Consider the following 15,026-nt stretch of genomic DNA (forward strand, 5'->3'; position numbering starts at 1 on the left):
AATAAAGTAGTTTAATAATAGTTAATAGTTGTATAATAGTTAATTGTTAGACTTCTAAGGTTGAATCCAAAACATATTTTTTAAAATCGTCTTTAATTTTATAAAATTTATGATGTAAAGGACAAGGGTTTTCTGAAGAACAATCTTTTAAACCTAAAAGGCATCGATTTATAGATTTTTCTCCATCAACTGCTATAACTATATCAGAAATCTTGATTTCACCCAGTTCTCTGCTTAAAGTGAACCCGCCATTTTTACCTTTCATTGAAAACAATAAACCCGCTTTAACCAATTGCTGCAAAATTTTAGCAGTAAATGGCCCGGGAGTGCCTAATGCTTCACTTACCTCTTTGACTTGACGCAAATTATCTACTGTACTGTTAGCACTTAGATATATCATAATTTTAATTGCGTATTCACTTGTTTTTGAAAACATTATTTTCTAATGCAGAAATTAAACATAGTTTTATTTCTACAAATATACAAATTTAAAAATTATAATAAGACTTTTATATCCTATTATCTTCAATATTTAAAAAGATTATAAATAACTGATTCATTTTCAATTTATTAACTTAATATACCATTTAATTTTATTATGTTTTTTTAAGATATATGTATTAATGTTTTATATTTATTTTGCAATTTATATATCAAAATTTACCTTAATTTAATTTATTATTCTGTAAATCAAGCATTTTTATCCCATATAAATATTGATAATTTTCTATATAATAAAAGATATTTTTATCCTTTATTATTTTTTTTATACCTTTGGCACAATTTAAATATCTAGAAATTGTTTTCGAAGAGCTGTGAATATGCTATTAGAGCGACGATATTTGTTGGTGCCCAATCTTTTAAAGGAAATAAACCGGGTTTGAAAGATATTTCTGCAGAAATTAATTCTCCGGAGGCGTTTACCGCTAAAATCTTACAAACTTTAGTTAGGCATCATATAATTACTTCCCATAAAGGACCTTCGGGTGGGTTTAGTATTCCTATTAATTCTTTATCGGAAATTAAAGTATACGACATTGTATCGGCTATTGATGGAGATTCAATTTTTACGGGATGTGCATTGGGATTACCCAAATGCTCGGAGAATCACCCTTGCCCTGCTCACCATAAATTTAAGGCTATTCGGAATCAATTACAGGATACTCTCCAATCAATCAGTATTGAAGATATGATTAGGGATGTAATTTCCGGTTTAACTTTTTTAAAAATAACAAATTAATTATAATATGGAACATAATTGGAATGCAACTATTGGAGAAATTGTAGCTGAAAATTATCAAACAGCTTCCGTTTTCTCAAAATACGGTATCGATTTTTGTTGTAAAGGAGACAGAACCATCGAACAAGCTTGTGATAAAAAATCAATTGATATCAAAGAATTAACCGATCAACTCAATGAAGCAATAGCTGTTCGCGAGGAAAACATTGATTTTAAATCTTGGCCGCTGGATTTATTGGCAGATTATATTGAAAAAATCCATCATCAATATATTCGTGAAAAAAGCCCCTCATTGTTAAAGTTTTTAAATAAAGTACAGAAAGTTCATGGTTTTAGGCATCCCGAATTAGTGGAAGTTTATCATTTATTTGAAGCCTCTGTAAACGATTTAGAAGCACATATACAAAAGGAGGAAAGAATTTTATTTCCTTTTATTCGTCAATTGAATGAAGCTAAAAATAAAAATTTACCCTTTGTAACTCCTCATTTTGGTACTGTCCAAAATCCTATTGAGATGATGAAGCACGATCATGACATTGAAGGTGAACGATTTAAAAGAATTTGCGAATTAACTCAAAATTATACTCCTCCCATGGAGGCTTGCAATACGTATCGTGTATCTTTTGCTATGCTGGATGAATTTGAGCAAAATTTACACAAACATATTCATTTGGAAAATAATATTTTATTTCCTAAAGCTATACAATTGGAATCTTCTATGAACTAAGAATACAAACGATGATTAAAAAGTGGATTATTGTAAGCTTTTTAAATGTATTTGTTGCCGGAGTTCTGGGATTTTTACTCAGGATATTTCAATACTATGAGGTACGTTTTCCATATGGTAATTTTTTACATACTCATTCTCATATTGCTATGTTGGGAGGATTGTATCAAATATATTATGTATTAATCTATCTGTATTTTATCCCTCAAAATAAAAATAATTTATCTTCCTATTCTGCCTTATTTTGGATTACTCAATCAACTATTTTGGGAATGTTATTGAGCTTTCCGATTCAAGGCTATGGCTTGTTTTCTATATTGTTTTCCGTTATACATATTTTATGTTCTTATTATTTCTGCTTTATAACTTTTAAGAGTATTACTCAAGAGAATGACTTAAGTTCTATTTTTCTTAGATCTGCATTAACTTGTATGCTCATATCTTCTTTTGGTATTTGGGGACTGGGGATTACAATGGGAACATTAGGTAAGAACTCTGTATTGTATTCTATTTGCATACAATTTTATCTACATTTCCAAATCAATGGTTGGTTTTTATTGGGCTCTTTGGCTTTATTATTACGATTGATTACAATAAAATCTTTAAGGATTCCGCCTAAAATTGCCAGGTATTTTTATATTTTGATTTTAGGAGGTATACTTTTAACATTTGGCTTACCTCTTAGCTGGTATTTTCATTCGATTTATATTTATTTTGTATACTCTTTAGGGATTCTTTGTAACATTGCCGCTTTAGTATTGTATTTAAAGTATATTCATCCTTTTTTTGTAAAAATTAGTAAAAAAAATGATTATATCCTATATCTTTTATACGGTTGTTTTGTAATTTCCTTTGTTGCAAAAAACGTTCTCCAACTGTTTCTTTTAGTACCGGAAATGGCTCAATTATCTCATGAAATTAAAAATTTACGTATAGGATTTATACATTTGGAAGTTCTTGGAATGTATACAACTTTAGCTGTTGTTTTACTCTTGATACAATGTCAATGGATTAACTGCAGAAATAATCTTATACAGATCGGTACTTTCTTTTTCTTACTTTTCTTCTTTATTTCGGAAGGTTTATTATTTATACAGGGATTTTACCTTTATTTAGATAAAGGTTCAATTCCTTATTATTCTTGTGTTTTGTCTTGTATCAGCTTGTTATTTCCTTTAAGTTTTGGATTATATTTGATGTATTTATATCAAGCTAATCTTTCTTTAAAAAGCAATAGCCAAATCCAGTAAAGAATCGAATAATAAAAAATTAAAAAAGGGTTAAAAAAGGCTGAACTAGCTTAATATAGTAGCAACCAGTTTTCTGTTTCCTCCTCTATTTCTAAATTCACATAAATATAAACCCTGCCAAGTTCCTAAATTAAGTTTTCCATTGGTTATTGGTAACGATACACTCGCTCCTGAAAGTATGGATTTAGCATGGGATGGCATATCATCTTCCCCTTCATAAATATGGGTATAGTAAGGTTCTCCTTCTTTAACTATATGATTAAAAATATTTTCTAGATCGAATCTGACCTCGGGATCGGCATTTTCATTGATGGCTAAGCCTGCAGATGTATGCTTAATAAAAAGATGGAGTATTCCGACCGGAGGAAGGTGCGGTAATTTATTGATGATTTCATCCGTGATCAAATGAAAACCTCTGGCTCGTTCTTTTAAAACAATTTCTATTTGAGATACCATCGGATTTATTGATTAAAAATTAACCAGTGTAATGTTCAATATATTTTTCATATTTGTCAAATATAATCTTAAACCATTCAGTATAACTAGAGGGATGTAAATCAATATCTTTTTTTAAATCGGTTAAGTTTATCCACTTTATCGATTCTACTTCCAAGGGATTGATAACTATTTCTCCATCGTATTGGCCTATGAAAACATAATCATATTCATGTTCAATAAGCCCATCTCCTACCTCTGCTTTATAAATAAAATCGAACTTTTTGTGCAATTCACAATCAAACCCTAATTCTTCTTTAAGTCTCCGATGCGCTCCATCCATATAACTTTCACCAATTCTAGGATGGCTGCAACAAGTATTGGTCCATTTCAATGAGGAATGATATTTTATTTTTGCTCTTTGTTGAATTAAAAGTTCCTTTTTTTTATTGAAAATAAATATTGAAAATGCTCGATGCAATCTACCTTTTATATGGGCTTCTTGCTTTTCCATTTCACCTACTATCTCATCTTTCTCATTCACTAAAACTACGTATTCTGTCATCTTTTCAAAAATTCTTCTATCTGTAACGAAATCCTTGTGGATTTATAAAGTTTTCTATATTATATCCTAAACCTACCAATAATCCATCACCTCCTTTTTTGAATACGTCTGTAATTCCAAAATTATATCCAAAAGTAAAATTTAACCTGCCTAATTCTGCTTGTAAAAATGGTGTTACGGATAGACCGCCGCTAACTTGAGAATCTTTGGCTGTCCTGTAACTAACTCCTAAAGCAAAAGCATTGAAATCATCTTTATATTTAGCTTTCAAATTTAAATCCATCATTCTTTCGGAATTTGTATTTAAGCTCATCATAAATGAGGGTTCTAAAAAAAAGGATTCCACCAATTCCCAATTATAGCCTAAATTCAAATAATACCAAGAAGGTGAAGGTTCAATGGAGTTTACCACCGGTTTGTTTTTTCCTAAAGGTATGTCTTGTACAGAAACTCCTGCAAAGAAACCTTCATAGGCTACAGACATCCCTAAATTCAGGTAAGGCAAAAATACAGATTTATCACCATATAATAGAGGATCATTCGCATCTTCGGGTCTCAATTTGGAATATTCAAATGATTGTGAAAAAAAACTGAACGAAGTACCGAATGAAAACTGACTTTCCGATCTGTTCTCTTCATCCGTTAAAGGAATATGATAGGCTCCAGAAATATTAGCTCCTGTTAGTGTAATCGGACCGTTTTCATCCCTAAAAAAGTAAGCCCCTAATCCTACCCTGTCAAAAGCATTGAAATGGGTACTGATGGTTTGGGTATTCGGACTTTCATTAAAATTGCTAAATTGTTGATGATACGTAGCTTTTAATACAATATCATCAGTAGATCCTGTATACGACGGATTAATCAACACTTTATCCGACAAAAGATATTGTTGATCAAAAGGGATACTTTGTTGACCATATAATTTTACTTTAGTTAGAAAAAATGATAGCATTAAAAATAAAAAAAGTCGAAATGATCTCATTAGCAATTATTAAATTAGAATCTAAATAAACATTTATATATTGTACAAACTTACTAAAAAAAGAAATATTTTACGTATTACTAAAGTTTTAAATTTTTTTTCATCAATTTTTATTATTTATTCATTTAATATTATATTTTCTAATGCTTTATTCACTTTTTTTGGTAATTCCAATACTAAAAGATGGGATCCTTTTTCTACGATTTCAAGATGGGGTTGTTGGGTAGTAGCATAACTGGTATGTATCTTCTTAAATGGAAAAATAATATCTTTTGTTCCATGAATTTGATATATTTTTTCACATTCTTTTTCGGGTAACCAATTTATAATTTGATCAATGGACCATTTAAAGTACTCTGAATTTAAATCTACCATAAATTCTTCTAACTTAATTTGATTTCTTTTTTGTTTTTTGGATGGTATCGTATTAAAATAAACGGATCTCATAAATGCATATGAAAGCATTTTCTTTCCGGTAAAAAATTTCATGGGAAACCATTTTGCGAATTTAATTTTCTTTAAGATTTTGAATAATTCAGGAATTTGGATTTTATCTTTCATACTTGCTATCAGTATGGTTTTTTCAGGTTTCATAAACTTATTCATTTCTTGAACAATGACGCCTCCAAAAGAATAGCCGACTAATATAAAAGGCTCGGATTGATCTATTTTTTCTGACATCTTTCGGACATAAGTAGATAAACTATCATTTTTTTCAGGAAGATGCCATTCAATATATATTTTTTCAAATCCTTCAGGTAGCTTAATGAACTTGAAACATTGACATTTTGCCCCTAATCCCGGAATGAAATATACCTTCATAGTTTTATTTATTTTGTAGTTAAGTAATTACTGTTATAATACAAATGTATTTTTTATTGTGCAATGCATTAGCTTAACTATTGATACATGTTATAATTAACCTATATATTTGCAAATATTTTCATACGAAATGATTCCAAAGATAAAGTTACACAGAAATTTAATAATAGGTTTACATAAAGCCTTAGAAGAAAGTTTTTTCGAGCCAAATAAATACGCGGACAAGGTGCTGGAAAGAACTCTGAAATTCAATAAAAAATGGGGCAGCAAAGACCGTGGCTTTGTTTCTGAATCATTTTATGAGATTATACGCTGGAAAAACCAATTGGAATTTTTTGCAAATAAGAAGCTATCTCCCGAATCTATAGATAGTATAATCGCCACGTATTTACTCCGTAGTAAAATTGAGCTTCAACCTTTTCCTGAATTCGAAAAAGTATATATAAAAAAGATAAAGGATCGTTTTAAACTTCCTTTTCCCACTCTAGCCATAAAATATTCTATTCCTGAATGGATGCAAAAAGTGTTGGAATCAGAATTGGGCGATTCATGGAGCCAAGAAATAAAAGCTTTAAACGTTCCGGCACAAACCATCTTAAGAGCTAATACTCTTAAAATCACAGCTGAAGAACTTAAAGACGTTTTGAGTGAAGAAAATATAACCGTTGATTTTATCAGGGGATACAAAAATGCTCTTATAATGGAAGAGAAGAAAAATATTTTCAAAACACAAGCTTTTAAAGACGGTTTATTTGAAATTCAAGATGCGTCTTCACAAAGAGTGGGAGAATTTGTTGACGTAAAACCCGGGATGAGAGTTATCGATTCATGTGCAGGAGCCGGTGGTAAAACTTTACAACTTGCTGCTTTAATGGAAAACAAAGGCCAAATTATTGCCATGGATATTCATGAATGGAAATTGCAAACGTTAAAACAAAGAGCTCGCAGAAATGGTGCTCACAATATACAAACTAAATTTATTGAAGATTCTAAAACATTAAAAAGACTTGAAAATAGCGCAGATAGAGTACTCATTGACGCTCCGTGTTCCGGTTTGGGTGTTTTGAGACGTAATCCGGATGCTAAATGGAAACTAAATGAAGAGTTTATAAGCCGTGTTAGAGAGGAACAAAGACAAATCTTGCAAAACCATTCCAAACTTGTTAGAAAAGACGGAATCTTAGTTTATGCAACTTGTTCCATTTTACCATCTGAGAATTCTTTACAAGTGGAAAACTTTTTGAAAGAAAACTCCAATTATCAGTTGATTGAAGAGAAAAAATTGATGCCATCCGTTTGTGGTTTTGATGGGTTTTATATGGCTAAAATCGTCCGAACTAGCTAGTCTGTTTGCATTTACTTTTTAAGATATTGACGGTTTGAATGACCTGATTTTTTAAATTTTCATAATCCGAATCATTATTTATATGAAAGGTGGATAATTTTACAATTTTACTCTGAGGCCATTGATGTTGAATACGTTCTTTAACTTCAGTTTCGGATAAATGATCTCTGGATAGTATTCTTTGCATCCGTAGAGAATCGGGAGAAGTAACAGCTATCGTAAAATCGCAATCTTTGTAAGAACCACTTTCAAATAAAATGGCTGCTTCTTTGATTCCAAATAGGGCATTCTGTTTACTTTTCCATAACTGAAAGTCGTGTTGCAAAGCAGTATGAACTAAAAGATTCTGCTTTTTAAGAAGTTCTTTATCGGTAAAGATTTTTTTTGCTATATATTTTCGGTTTAATGTGTCTCCTTCATAAGCCTCTTGACCTAAAAGTGAAATTATATTCCTTTTGAGCTCATCATTTTCAACCATTAGTTCCTTTGCTCTTGTATCGGAATTAAACACCGGAAAACCAAAATCTTCAAATAATTTGGCTACCGTCGATTTTCCTACCCCCATTCCTCCTGTTAATCCAACTATTTTCATTAATAATTTATATAATATAGTATACCATAGCGTAATGGGATGCGCTTCCTCCTAAAACAAATAAATGCCATATAAAATGAGCATAAGGCATCTTATCCCTTGCATAAAATATAGTTCCCAGAGTGTACAAAACTCCTCCCAGAACTAAAAAAAGCAAAGCCTGAAAAGTCATTGAATTTGCGATATTCTTTATGTCGAACACCAAAAGCCAACCCATAACCAAATAAAGAAGTAAAGATAACTTATCAACCTTACCGGTCAAAAAAATTTTCATGATAATACCTAAAGCTGCTATAGTCCAAACGATAGTAAAAAGCGTCCATCCCGAACTTTTTTCCAATGTGATCAGACAAATCGGCGTATATGTTCCTGCAATCAGTAAAAATATGCTCATGTGATCTAAAACGCGTGCTTTTTTCTTCCAATTTTCATTCACAAAAAAATGATAGATGGTTGAAGAGGTATATAAGATGATGAGCGAAAGACCAAACGTCCAAATGCTTAAGGTACTGTATAAACTACTATTATTATTTTTTACTAATAGAAATATTAGTCCGACAATACCCAATATAATTCCCATTCCATGCGAAATAGTATTTAAAATTTCTTGTTTATCTCTGGCTATTTGAGTCATTACCTTTAACTTTTAACAAAGTTACTAAATATATTTATCTGAAATTTAATTTTGTAATTTTTAACACTTCTTATTCATAAAAGCTTTATTCATACATACCGGCTATTACATTTATTATGAGTAATTTTGCAGTCACTAAAAACTTTATTGTCATATGTCATCAAAAGAAAAAAAAGTTTTGATTATATATTCTTCTACCGATGGTCATACCATTAAAATTTCCAAGTTCATTGCAGCTAATTTAAAGGCGACGGTAACTATAGTATCAATTAATGATCCAATTCCCTCTCTTTCTAACTTTGATGGTGTAATTATCGGGGCTAGTATTCGGTATGGATTCCACAGAAATAAAGTAAAAAAATATATCAATACTCATTCTCAAGAACTAAATTCGATGCCAAATGCTTTTTTCTCAATAAGTTTAATATCGAGAAATAAAGAAAGAAGATTGGTTGAAAATAATCCATACGCTAAAAAATTTTTAAATAAAATTAAATGGAAACCAAACCTTATAGGTTTATTTGGTGGCTTATTAAATTATCCTGCCTATTCAACTTTCGACAGGCTCATGATTCAGCTTATTATGACAATGACTAAAGGTCCTACAGATTCTTCAACCGTAATTGAATACACAGATTGGAAACAGGTTAAAACTTTTGCCAACGAGTTTAATTCTCAAATTGATGCCATTTGAGCACTATAATTTATAAAATATAACTTATTTTTGTAAGTGAAAAAACCTTGAAAATATATTTTTAAGTAATGGCAAAAGTAAAAATCGGATTGGTACAATCCAGCTGTTCCAATAATATTGAGAATAACATAGAGAAAGCAATTGAAGGAATTAAAAAAGCAGCTTCACAAGGTGCTCAAATAGTTTGTCTTCAAGAGTTATTTACATCCCTGTATTTTTGTGATGTTGAAAATTACGATAATTTTAAAATAGCTGAAACTATTCCCGGCCCCACTACGGACCGATTGGGAAAAATAGCGGCTGAATTAAATGTTGTCATTGTTGCTTCTCTTTTTGAGAAAAGAGCCAAAGGATTATACCATAATACTACTGCAATTATTGATGCCGATGGTCAATATTTGGGAAAATACCGCAAAATGCATATTCCTGATGATCCTGCTTATTATGAAAAATTTTATTTTACTCCGGGTGACTTAGGATACAAGGTTTTTCAGACCAAATATGCTAAAATTGGAGTATTAATTTGTTGGGATCAATGGTATCCCGAAGCTTCTCGTATTACGGCTTTATTGGGTGCTGAAATTCTATTTTATCCTACAGCTATTGGTTGGGCTTCTACTCAAGATGAAGACACCAACATCGAACAATATAATGCATGGCAAACCATTCAAAGAAGTCATGCTATTGCCAACGGAGTGCATACAGTAAGTGTTAATCGTGTGGGATATGAACAAGACGGCGCTATGAAATTTTGGGGTGGATCTTTTGTTTCTAATCCGTTCGGCACTATTTTACAACAAGCTTCTCATGAAAATGAAGAGGTTATGGTCGTGGAAATTGAAACCGAACAATCTGACAGTTACCGAGTGCATTGGCCTTTTTTAAGAGATCGTCGTATTGACTCTTATTCTCCTATTACCAAACGTTTTATTGATGAAGATTAATTTATAGAATAAATCATCTAAATTTTGGAAATAACAAAAATACCTTTAGGGGACAATCTGGTAAATTTTATTCTCTTAGGATCTTTACTATTATTGATTATTTCGAGATTTTTATTAATTCCTAAAGATGAACCCATTTTCCGTTTTAGGTCCATACCTACCGAAAATGAGAATTTTACTTTGTATGTTGCTATATGTAGTTTTGTTTATACGGTTATTTTGGCTTTAACTCTTCTTCCTTTTTTTACGGTAGTAATTCCATTTTATAATACGGAAGCTTTAAAATTAATCTCATTATTTGTAATTTTAACCATATATCAAGTATCTTCTTATACGTTAGGAAACGGCTTTCTTTTGATATTAGGAAAAAACAAAGAATATCAGATTAATTATAATAATCGATTTATCTTTTTGTTTATCAAATTGTTTATTACAATACTACTTTGTTTTACAATATATTATACAGATATTTCGGTTCAATATGCTCCTTATCTTGTGGTAGGAACGCTATCATTTTTACTGGTTACAGAATGGATTTGGCTGATGTTCTTCATTAAAAATCAAATAAAACTTCCTGGTTATTATGAATTTTTGTACCTTTGCGCTTTCGAAATCTTACCGGCACTATATGTTTTAAAATTAGTGTTTTTAGGAGATAAATTTTAATTTATTATGAAAATAAAATCCGTTTTAATCTCTCTATCAAAGCCCGCTGGCGATAGTTCACCATATTTTGACATTGAAAAAAAGCATAAAATAAAAATTGATTTTTGTCCTTTTATCCATGTGCAAGGCGCTGATGCAAAAGATGTTAGATTACAAAAAATCGATTTTTCTAATTTTACCGCAATCATATTTACCAGCCGCAATGCGATCGATCATTTTTTTAGACTGGCCGATGAAATGCGATTTACGGTACCTGATTCCATGAAATATGTTTGTCAATCTGAGGCTATTGCTTTATATCTTCAAAGATATATTGTATACCGAAAAAGAAAAATCTATTTTGGAGAGAAAGAGGCGGAAGATATGATTCCTCTTTTGAAGAAGAACCCAAATGAAAAATATCTTTTACCAACTTCTGATGTGCTTAACCAGGATATCCCTGATGCATTAGACAAATCAGGAGTAGATTATACCCGAGCTATACTTTTCCGTACAGTAAGTAGCGATGTGGCTTCACAAATTAAAGATATTAAAGAATACGATGCTTTAGTATTTTTTAGTCCTTCCGGTATCAAATCCTTATTTGATAATTATAAAGATTTTAAACAAGATTCCATAAGTATCGGTATATTTGGTCATTCCACCAAACAAGCTGCTGAAGAAGCAGGATTAACTGTTAACTTCTTTGCACCAACCAAAGAAAGTCCATCAATGGCAAAAGCTTTGGATGATTTTTTACAATAATTTATAAAATATATAAAGCTCAAATTTAAAATTAAATTTGAGCTTTTTTTTTACTGTATAGATAAAATTTATTTTCGTTCTTACTTACATATTAACTTTGCATTACTTGTTCCCTATTTAAATACTTGTAAGGCACATTTACCTTTTTAGCTTACGACACTAATAAAACTCATTCATTGATAATACACATTTTTTTAACTTACTACTTTTATAACTTAATTTAATCTTCATTATACTATTTATCAAATATTATGACGTAATCATTTGCTTAAAAAAATTTATTAATACAAGTTAAATTAATTAAAATGATTCAACATTTCCTTGAGTTGTAATATCTTTGCAATGATTTTACTATGTCGGGACTTTATATTCATATTCCTTTTTGTGTAAAAAAATGTAATTATTGTAATTTTCATTTTTCAACTCAATTCAACTACAAATCACAATTGATACAAGCTATAGGTAAAGAATTGATTTTAAGAAAAAATGAATTGATTAGCCCCATTAAGACCATATATTTTGGTGGTGGAACTCCTTCAATCCTTAATTATAAAGAACTTGAATACTTATTTACTATAATTAAGGAACATTACGATATGTCTGAAACAAAGGAAATTACTTTTGAGGCAAATCCGGATGATTTATCTGTAGAATATCTTCACTTCCTCAAAAATCAAACTCCTGTAAATCGACTAAGTGTCGGGATCCAATCTTTTATTGATGAGGATATCAAATTTATGAATCGAAACCACAATGCGGATGAAGCAATTCAATCTATTCGATCCGCTCAAGATATTGGTTTTAATAATATTACGATAGATTTGATTTATGGGGCACAAACTACTACCCATGAAAGATGGATGTATACTCTTGAAAAAGCTATCTCTCTAGGAATTCCTCATATTTCATCCTATGCGCTTACAGTTGAACCAAAAACCGCTTTTGAAGCTCAAATCAGAAAAAATAAACTTCCACCTATTGATGAGGAAAAACAAGCGATTCAATTTGAAATGCTTAGAAATAAATTAATTGAGCATAAGTATATCCAATATGAATTTTCAAATTTTGGTAAAGAAACGTTTTTTTCTCAACATAATACTTCCTATTGGAAAAATAAACCTTATTTGGGAATAGGACCTTCTGCCCACTCTTATAATGGAAAAGATAAAAGAAGCTGGAATGTTTCCCATAATATAAAATACCTTAAAGCAATCGAAAATAATATACTCAACCATGAGGAAGAGGTAATTAGTGAAAAAGATCGTTTTAATGAAAAAATCATGTTGGGACTACGTACCCTCTGGGGGATCAATATCGATGAATTGGAGAAAGAATTTTCATCTTCTTTGATGAAACACTTTTATAAAGAACTAAAGAAACTGGAAGCAACTAAAAAAGTAAGAATATCCAATCAAATAGTAACCATTCATCCGGAATCTTTATTTTTTACGGATGGAATTATTGCCCAATTTTTTTTCATTGATTAATAAATTATAAACACTTATTTTTGCATCAATGAAAGAAGAAGATCGACCTATTGGTATTTTTGACTCCGGAATGGGAGGACTTACTATTGCGAAGGAAATAAAACGATTGTTACCTCATGAAAGTCTAATTTATTACGGAGACTCAAAACATTTGCCTTATGGAGATAAATCTAAAGAAGTTATAACCGAATATTCGATAAAAATAACTAAATTTTTACTCGAAAATAATTGTAAAGCTATTGTTATTGCTTGTAATACTGCCACTGCCAACGCTTTAAAAGAAGTAATTGCTTTGGCAAATGAAAAAAATGTGCCGGTATATGATGTTATTTCACCCGTAGCTGAAAAAGTAGCCTTCACTTTTAATCAAAATGTAGGTGTATTAGCCACCAAATCTACCATATCTTCTCATATTTATAAAAAAAGCATTCAAAAACTGAATCCACATATAAATGTTCATGAACTAGCTGCTCCTCTGCTGGTTCCGGTAATTGAAGAAGGTTTTAATAATCATGAAATATCTTCTATAGTTCTTAAAACGTATTTAACTAATAAAAAGCTACAAAATATAGATTCTTTAATTTTAGGGTGTACTCATTATCCTATCATTATTAATGAAGTTAAAAATTTCTATTTAAATAAAATTCAGGTTATTGATTCTCCACTGATCGTTGCCAATTACATTAAACAAGACCTAGAAAATAAAAAATTGACTTCACAATCTAAAAACCCTTTGTATGAATTTTATGTTTCCGATTTAACGCCTACTTTTTCTAAATTGGCAAAGAAATTTTTTGGAAGCTGCATACATCTTAAAATTGTTGATATTTTTAATACTATTAGAAATTAATTTATCAACAAAAAAGGATTTTATTAATTTATATAAAGAAAAGTTTCTTTATACCCCTAAAATAAATATCTATTAAAAAATTCTAAAAAAAAATCGTAAATTGCATTGTTATTTCAGTATTTACTATGTTTTCATTGAGTAATATATAATTTATGGATTTAATTCGACTACATATTAGAGGTATTTCATACAGCCAAACTCAAACCGGAGCTTATGCTCTTATTTTAGAAGAAGATTTTGGTAAAAGGAAAATTCCTGTAATTATAGGAAGCTTTGAAGCACAATCCATAGCTTTAGCATTAGAGAAAGATATTACTCCTCCTCGACCAATTACTCATGATTTATTTACTACCTTTGCAAAAAGTTTTCATATTGTTGTAAAAGCTGTTTTTATATATAAATTGAAAGATGGAGTATTTTATTCCAATATTTTATTTCAAAACAGAGATACCGATGAGGAAATTGAAATAGATTCTCGCACTTCTGATGCCATTGCCTTAGCCGTGCGTTTTGAAGCTCCCGTGTATGCCACTAAAGAGATCCTGGAAAAAGCAGGAGTTTATACGGAAATGAATGAAGATGAATTAGCCAATGAATCAACTTTTGAAAAGGCGTTAGATACCATTGAAAATCAATTGAATATCAATGACATTGAAGATTCATTCGCCCATTTAACCGATTCAGAGATTAATGATTTAATTTCTAAAGCTATAGAAAATGAAGATTATGAGACTGCAGCGAAATTAAGAGATGAACTCGTTAAACGAAAATAAACTATCTCGCAACTTGTTTAAATTTATCATTATTTTATAATATTTTAACATCATTTAATTGATTATTATTTATAAATTTAAGTTTCAAACTTTAAATTTATTATCTTCCTTATTTAAGTAAATAAAACATTACTTAATTTAATGTAACATATTTTTTGAAACCTAGGTTTCAAATGATAATTAATGCCTTAACATATTTGTTTTTATACAGTAAAAAAACCTTTTAAGTAAAAAGAGTACTATCAATATATATTTTATTACATTTATATTTTTAAT

18 protein-coding genes are annotated in these 15,026 nt (G+C 30.1%); 11 read left to right on the plus strand and 7 right to left on the minus strand.

The genetic code is table 11. The features are described from left to right. Positions 1-46 precede the first annotated feature (46 nt). On the minus strand, positions 47-436 hold the full coding sequence (locus tag GFV01_RS05550; RefSeq protein ID WP_105297385.1) for an Rrf2 family transcriptional regulator: 390 nt from the start codon (positions 434-436) through the stop codon (positions 47-49). Positions 437-799: 363 nt separating this feature from the next. Here GFV01_RS05550 and GFV01_RS05555 point away from each other — a divergent pair, with 363 nt between their 5' ends. Genes GFV01_RS05555 through GFV01_RS05565 form a run of 3 tightly spaced genes read left to right on the plus strand, consistent with a single transcriptional unit; the run spans position 800 to position 3,217 of the window. Further along, positions 800-1,240 (plus strand): Rrf2 family transcriptional regulator, encoded by a 441-nt coding sequence (locus tag GFV01_RS05555; RefSeq protein WP_160565457.1) that lies wholly within the window; start codon positions 800-802, stop codon positions 1,238-1,240. A gap of 7 nt (positions 1,241-1,247) precedes the next feature. Then, positions 1,248-1,967: an iron-sulfur cluster repair di-iron protein gene (ric, locus tag GFV01_RS05560; RefSeq protein WP_160565459.1), complete on the plus strand. Its 720-nt coding sequence runs from the start codon at positions 1,248-1,250 to the stop codon at positions 1,965-1,967. A gap of 11 nt (positions 1,968-1,978) precedes the next feature. Further along, positions 1,979-3,217: a hypothetical protein gene (locus GFV01_RS05565; RefSeq protein ID WP_160565461.1), complete on the plus strand. Its 1,239-nt coding sequence runs from the start codon at positions 1,979-1,981 to the stop codon at positions 3,215-3,217. A gap of 45 nt (positions 3,218-3,262) precedes the next feature. Here GFV01_RS05565 and GFV01_RS05570 read toward each other — a convergent pair whose 3' ends face one another. The 4 genes from GFV01_RS05570 to GFV01_RS05585 form a co-directional block, all read right to left on the minus strand. After that, entirely contained in the window at positions 3,263-3,673 is a 411-nt protein-coding gene (locus GFV01_RS05570) for a secondary thiamine-phosphate synthase enzyme YjbQ (protein WP_160565463.1), read from the minus strand. 19 nt (positions 3,674-3,692) lie between these two features. Next, on the minus strand, positions 3,693-4,217 hold the full coding sequence (gene idi, locus GFV01_RS05575; protein ID WP_160565465.1) for an isopentenyl-diphosphate Delta-isomerase: 525 nt from the start codon (positions 4,215-4,217) through the stop codon (positions 3,693-3,695). A 16-nt stretch (positions 4,218-4,233) separates the two neighbouring features. Then, positions 4,234-5,199, minus strand: coding sequence for a PorP/SprF family type IX secretion system membrane protein (locus GFV01_RS05580; protein WP_160542301.1), 966 nt, complete (start codon positions 5,197-5,199; stop codon positions 4,234-4,236). Between the two features lie 117 nt (positions 5,200-5,316). Next, a complete protein-coding gene (locus GFV01_RS05585; RefSeq protein WP_160565467.1) occupies positions 5,317-6,021 on the minus strand; it encodes an alpha/beta hydrolase in 705 nt (234 codons plus the stop codon). Positions 6,022-6,151: 130 nt separating this feature from the next. Here GFV01_RS05585 and GFV01_RS05590 point away from each other — a divergent pair, with 130 nt between their 5' ends. Then, positions 6,152-7,366 carry an RsmB/NOP family class I SAM-dependent RNA methyltransferase gene (locus GFV01_RS05590; RefSeq protein WP_160565469.1) on the plus strand — a complete coding sequence of 405 codons (1,215 nt, stop codon included), beginning with the start codon at positions 6,152-6,154 and terminating at the stop codon, positions 7,364-7,366. Here the strand turns inward: GFV01_RS05590 and coaE are convergent. Both coaE and GFV01_RS05600 read right to left on the minus strand, forming a co-directional pair. Next, the gene (gene coaE, locus GFV01_RS05595; protein WP_160565471.1) at positions 7,359-7,958 is read right to left on the minus strand and encodes a dephospho-CoA kinase; all 600 of its coding nucleotides are present in this window, start codon (positions 7,956-7,958) and stop codon (positions 7,359-7,361) included. The genes GFV01_RS05590 and coaE overlap by 8 nt on opposite strands. Before the next feature lie 7 nt (positions 7,959-7,965). Further along, on the minus strand, positions 7,966-8,592 hold the full coding sequence (locus tag GFV01_RS05600; RefSeq protein WP_160565473.1) for a hemolysin III family protein: 627 nt from the start codon (positions 8,590-8,592) through the stop codon (positions 7,966-7,968). A 154-nt stretch (positions 8,593-8,746) separates the two neighbouring features. Here GFV01_RS05600 and hemG point away from each other — a divergent pair, with 154 nt between their 5' ends. The 7 genes from hemG to GFV01_RS05635 all read left to right on the plus strand — a co-directional run bounded on the left by hemG (position 8,747) and on the right by GFV01_RS05635 (position 14,750). Beyond that, positions 8,747-9,286, plus strand: coding sequence for a menaquinone-dependent protoporphyrinogen IX dehydrogenase (hemG, locus tag GFV01_RS05605; protein ID WP_160565476.1), 540 nt, complete (start codon positions 8,747-8,749; stop codon positions 9,284-9,286). A gap of 68 nt (positions 9,287-9,354) precedes the next feature. Next, positions 9,355-10,230 (plus strand): carbon-nitrogen hydrolase, encoded by an 876-nt coding sequence (locus GFV01_RS05610; RefSeq protein WP_105297373.1) that lies wholly within the window; start codon positions 9,355-9,357, stop codon positions 10,228-10,230. Positions 10,231-10,254: 24 nt separating this feature from the next. Beyond that, entirely contained in the window at positions 10,255-10,896 is a 642-nt protein-coding gene (locus GFV01_RS05615) for a DUF4271 domain-containing protein (protein WP_158254223.1), read from the plus strand. A gap of 6 nt (positions 10,897-10,902) precedes the next feature. Beyond that, a complete protein-coding gene (locus GFV01_RS05620; RefSeq protein WP_105297371.1) occupies positions 10,903-11,640 on the plus strand; it encodes a uroporphyrinogen-III synthase in 738 nt (245 codons plus the stop codon). Between the two features lie 353 nt (positions 11,641-11,993). After that, a complete protein-coding gene (gene hemW, locus GFV01_RS05625) occupies positions 11,994-13,127 on the plus strand; it encodes a radical SAM family heme chaperone HemW (protein WP_160565478.1) in 1,134 nt (377 codons plus the stop codon). A gap of 28 nt (positions 13,128-13,155) precedes the next feature. Then, positions 13,156-13,977, plus strand: coding sequence for a glutamate racemase (gene murI, locus GFV01_RS05630; RefSeq protein WP_160565480.1), 822 nt, complete (start codon positions 13,156-13,158; stop codon positions 13,975-13,977). A 152-nt stretch (positions 13,978-14,129) separates the two neighbouring features. Beyond that, positions 14,130-14,750 carry a bifunctional nuclease family protein gene (locus GFV01_RS05635; RefSeq protein ID WP_160565482.1) on the plus strand — a complete coding sequence of 207 codons (621 nt, stop codon included), beginning with the start codon at positions 14,130-14,132 and terminating at the stop codon, positions 14,748-14,750. Positions 14,751-15,026 lie beyond the last annotated feature (276 nt).

The sequence above is a fragment of the Apibacter sp. B2912 genome (genome assembly GCF_009827835.1).
Taxonomy (GTDB): domain Bacteria; phylum Bacteroidota; class Bacteroidia; order Flavobacteriales; family Weeksellaceae; genus Apibacter.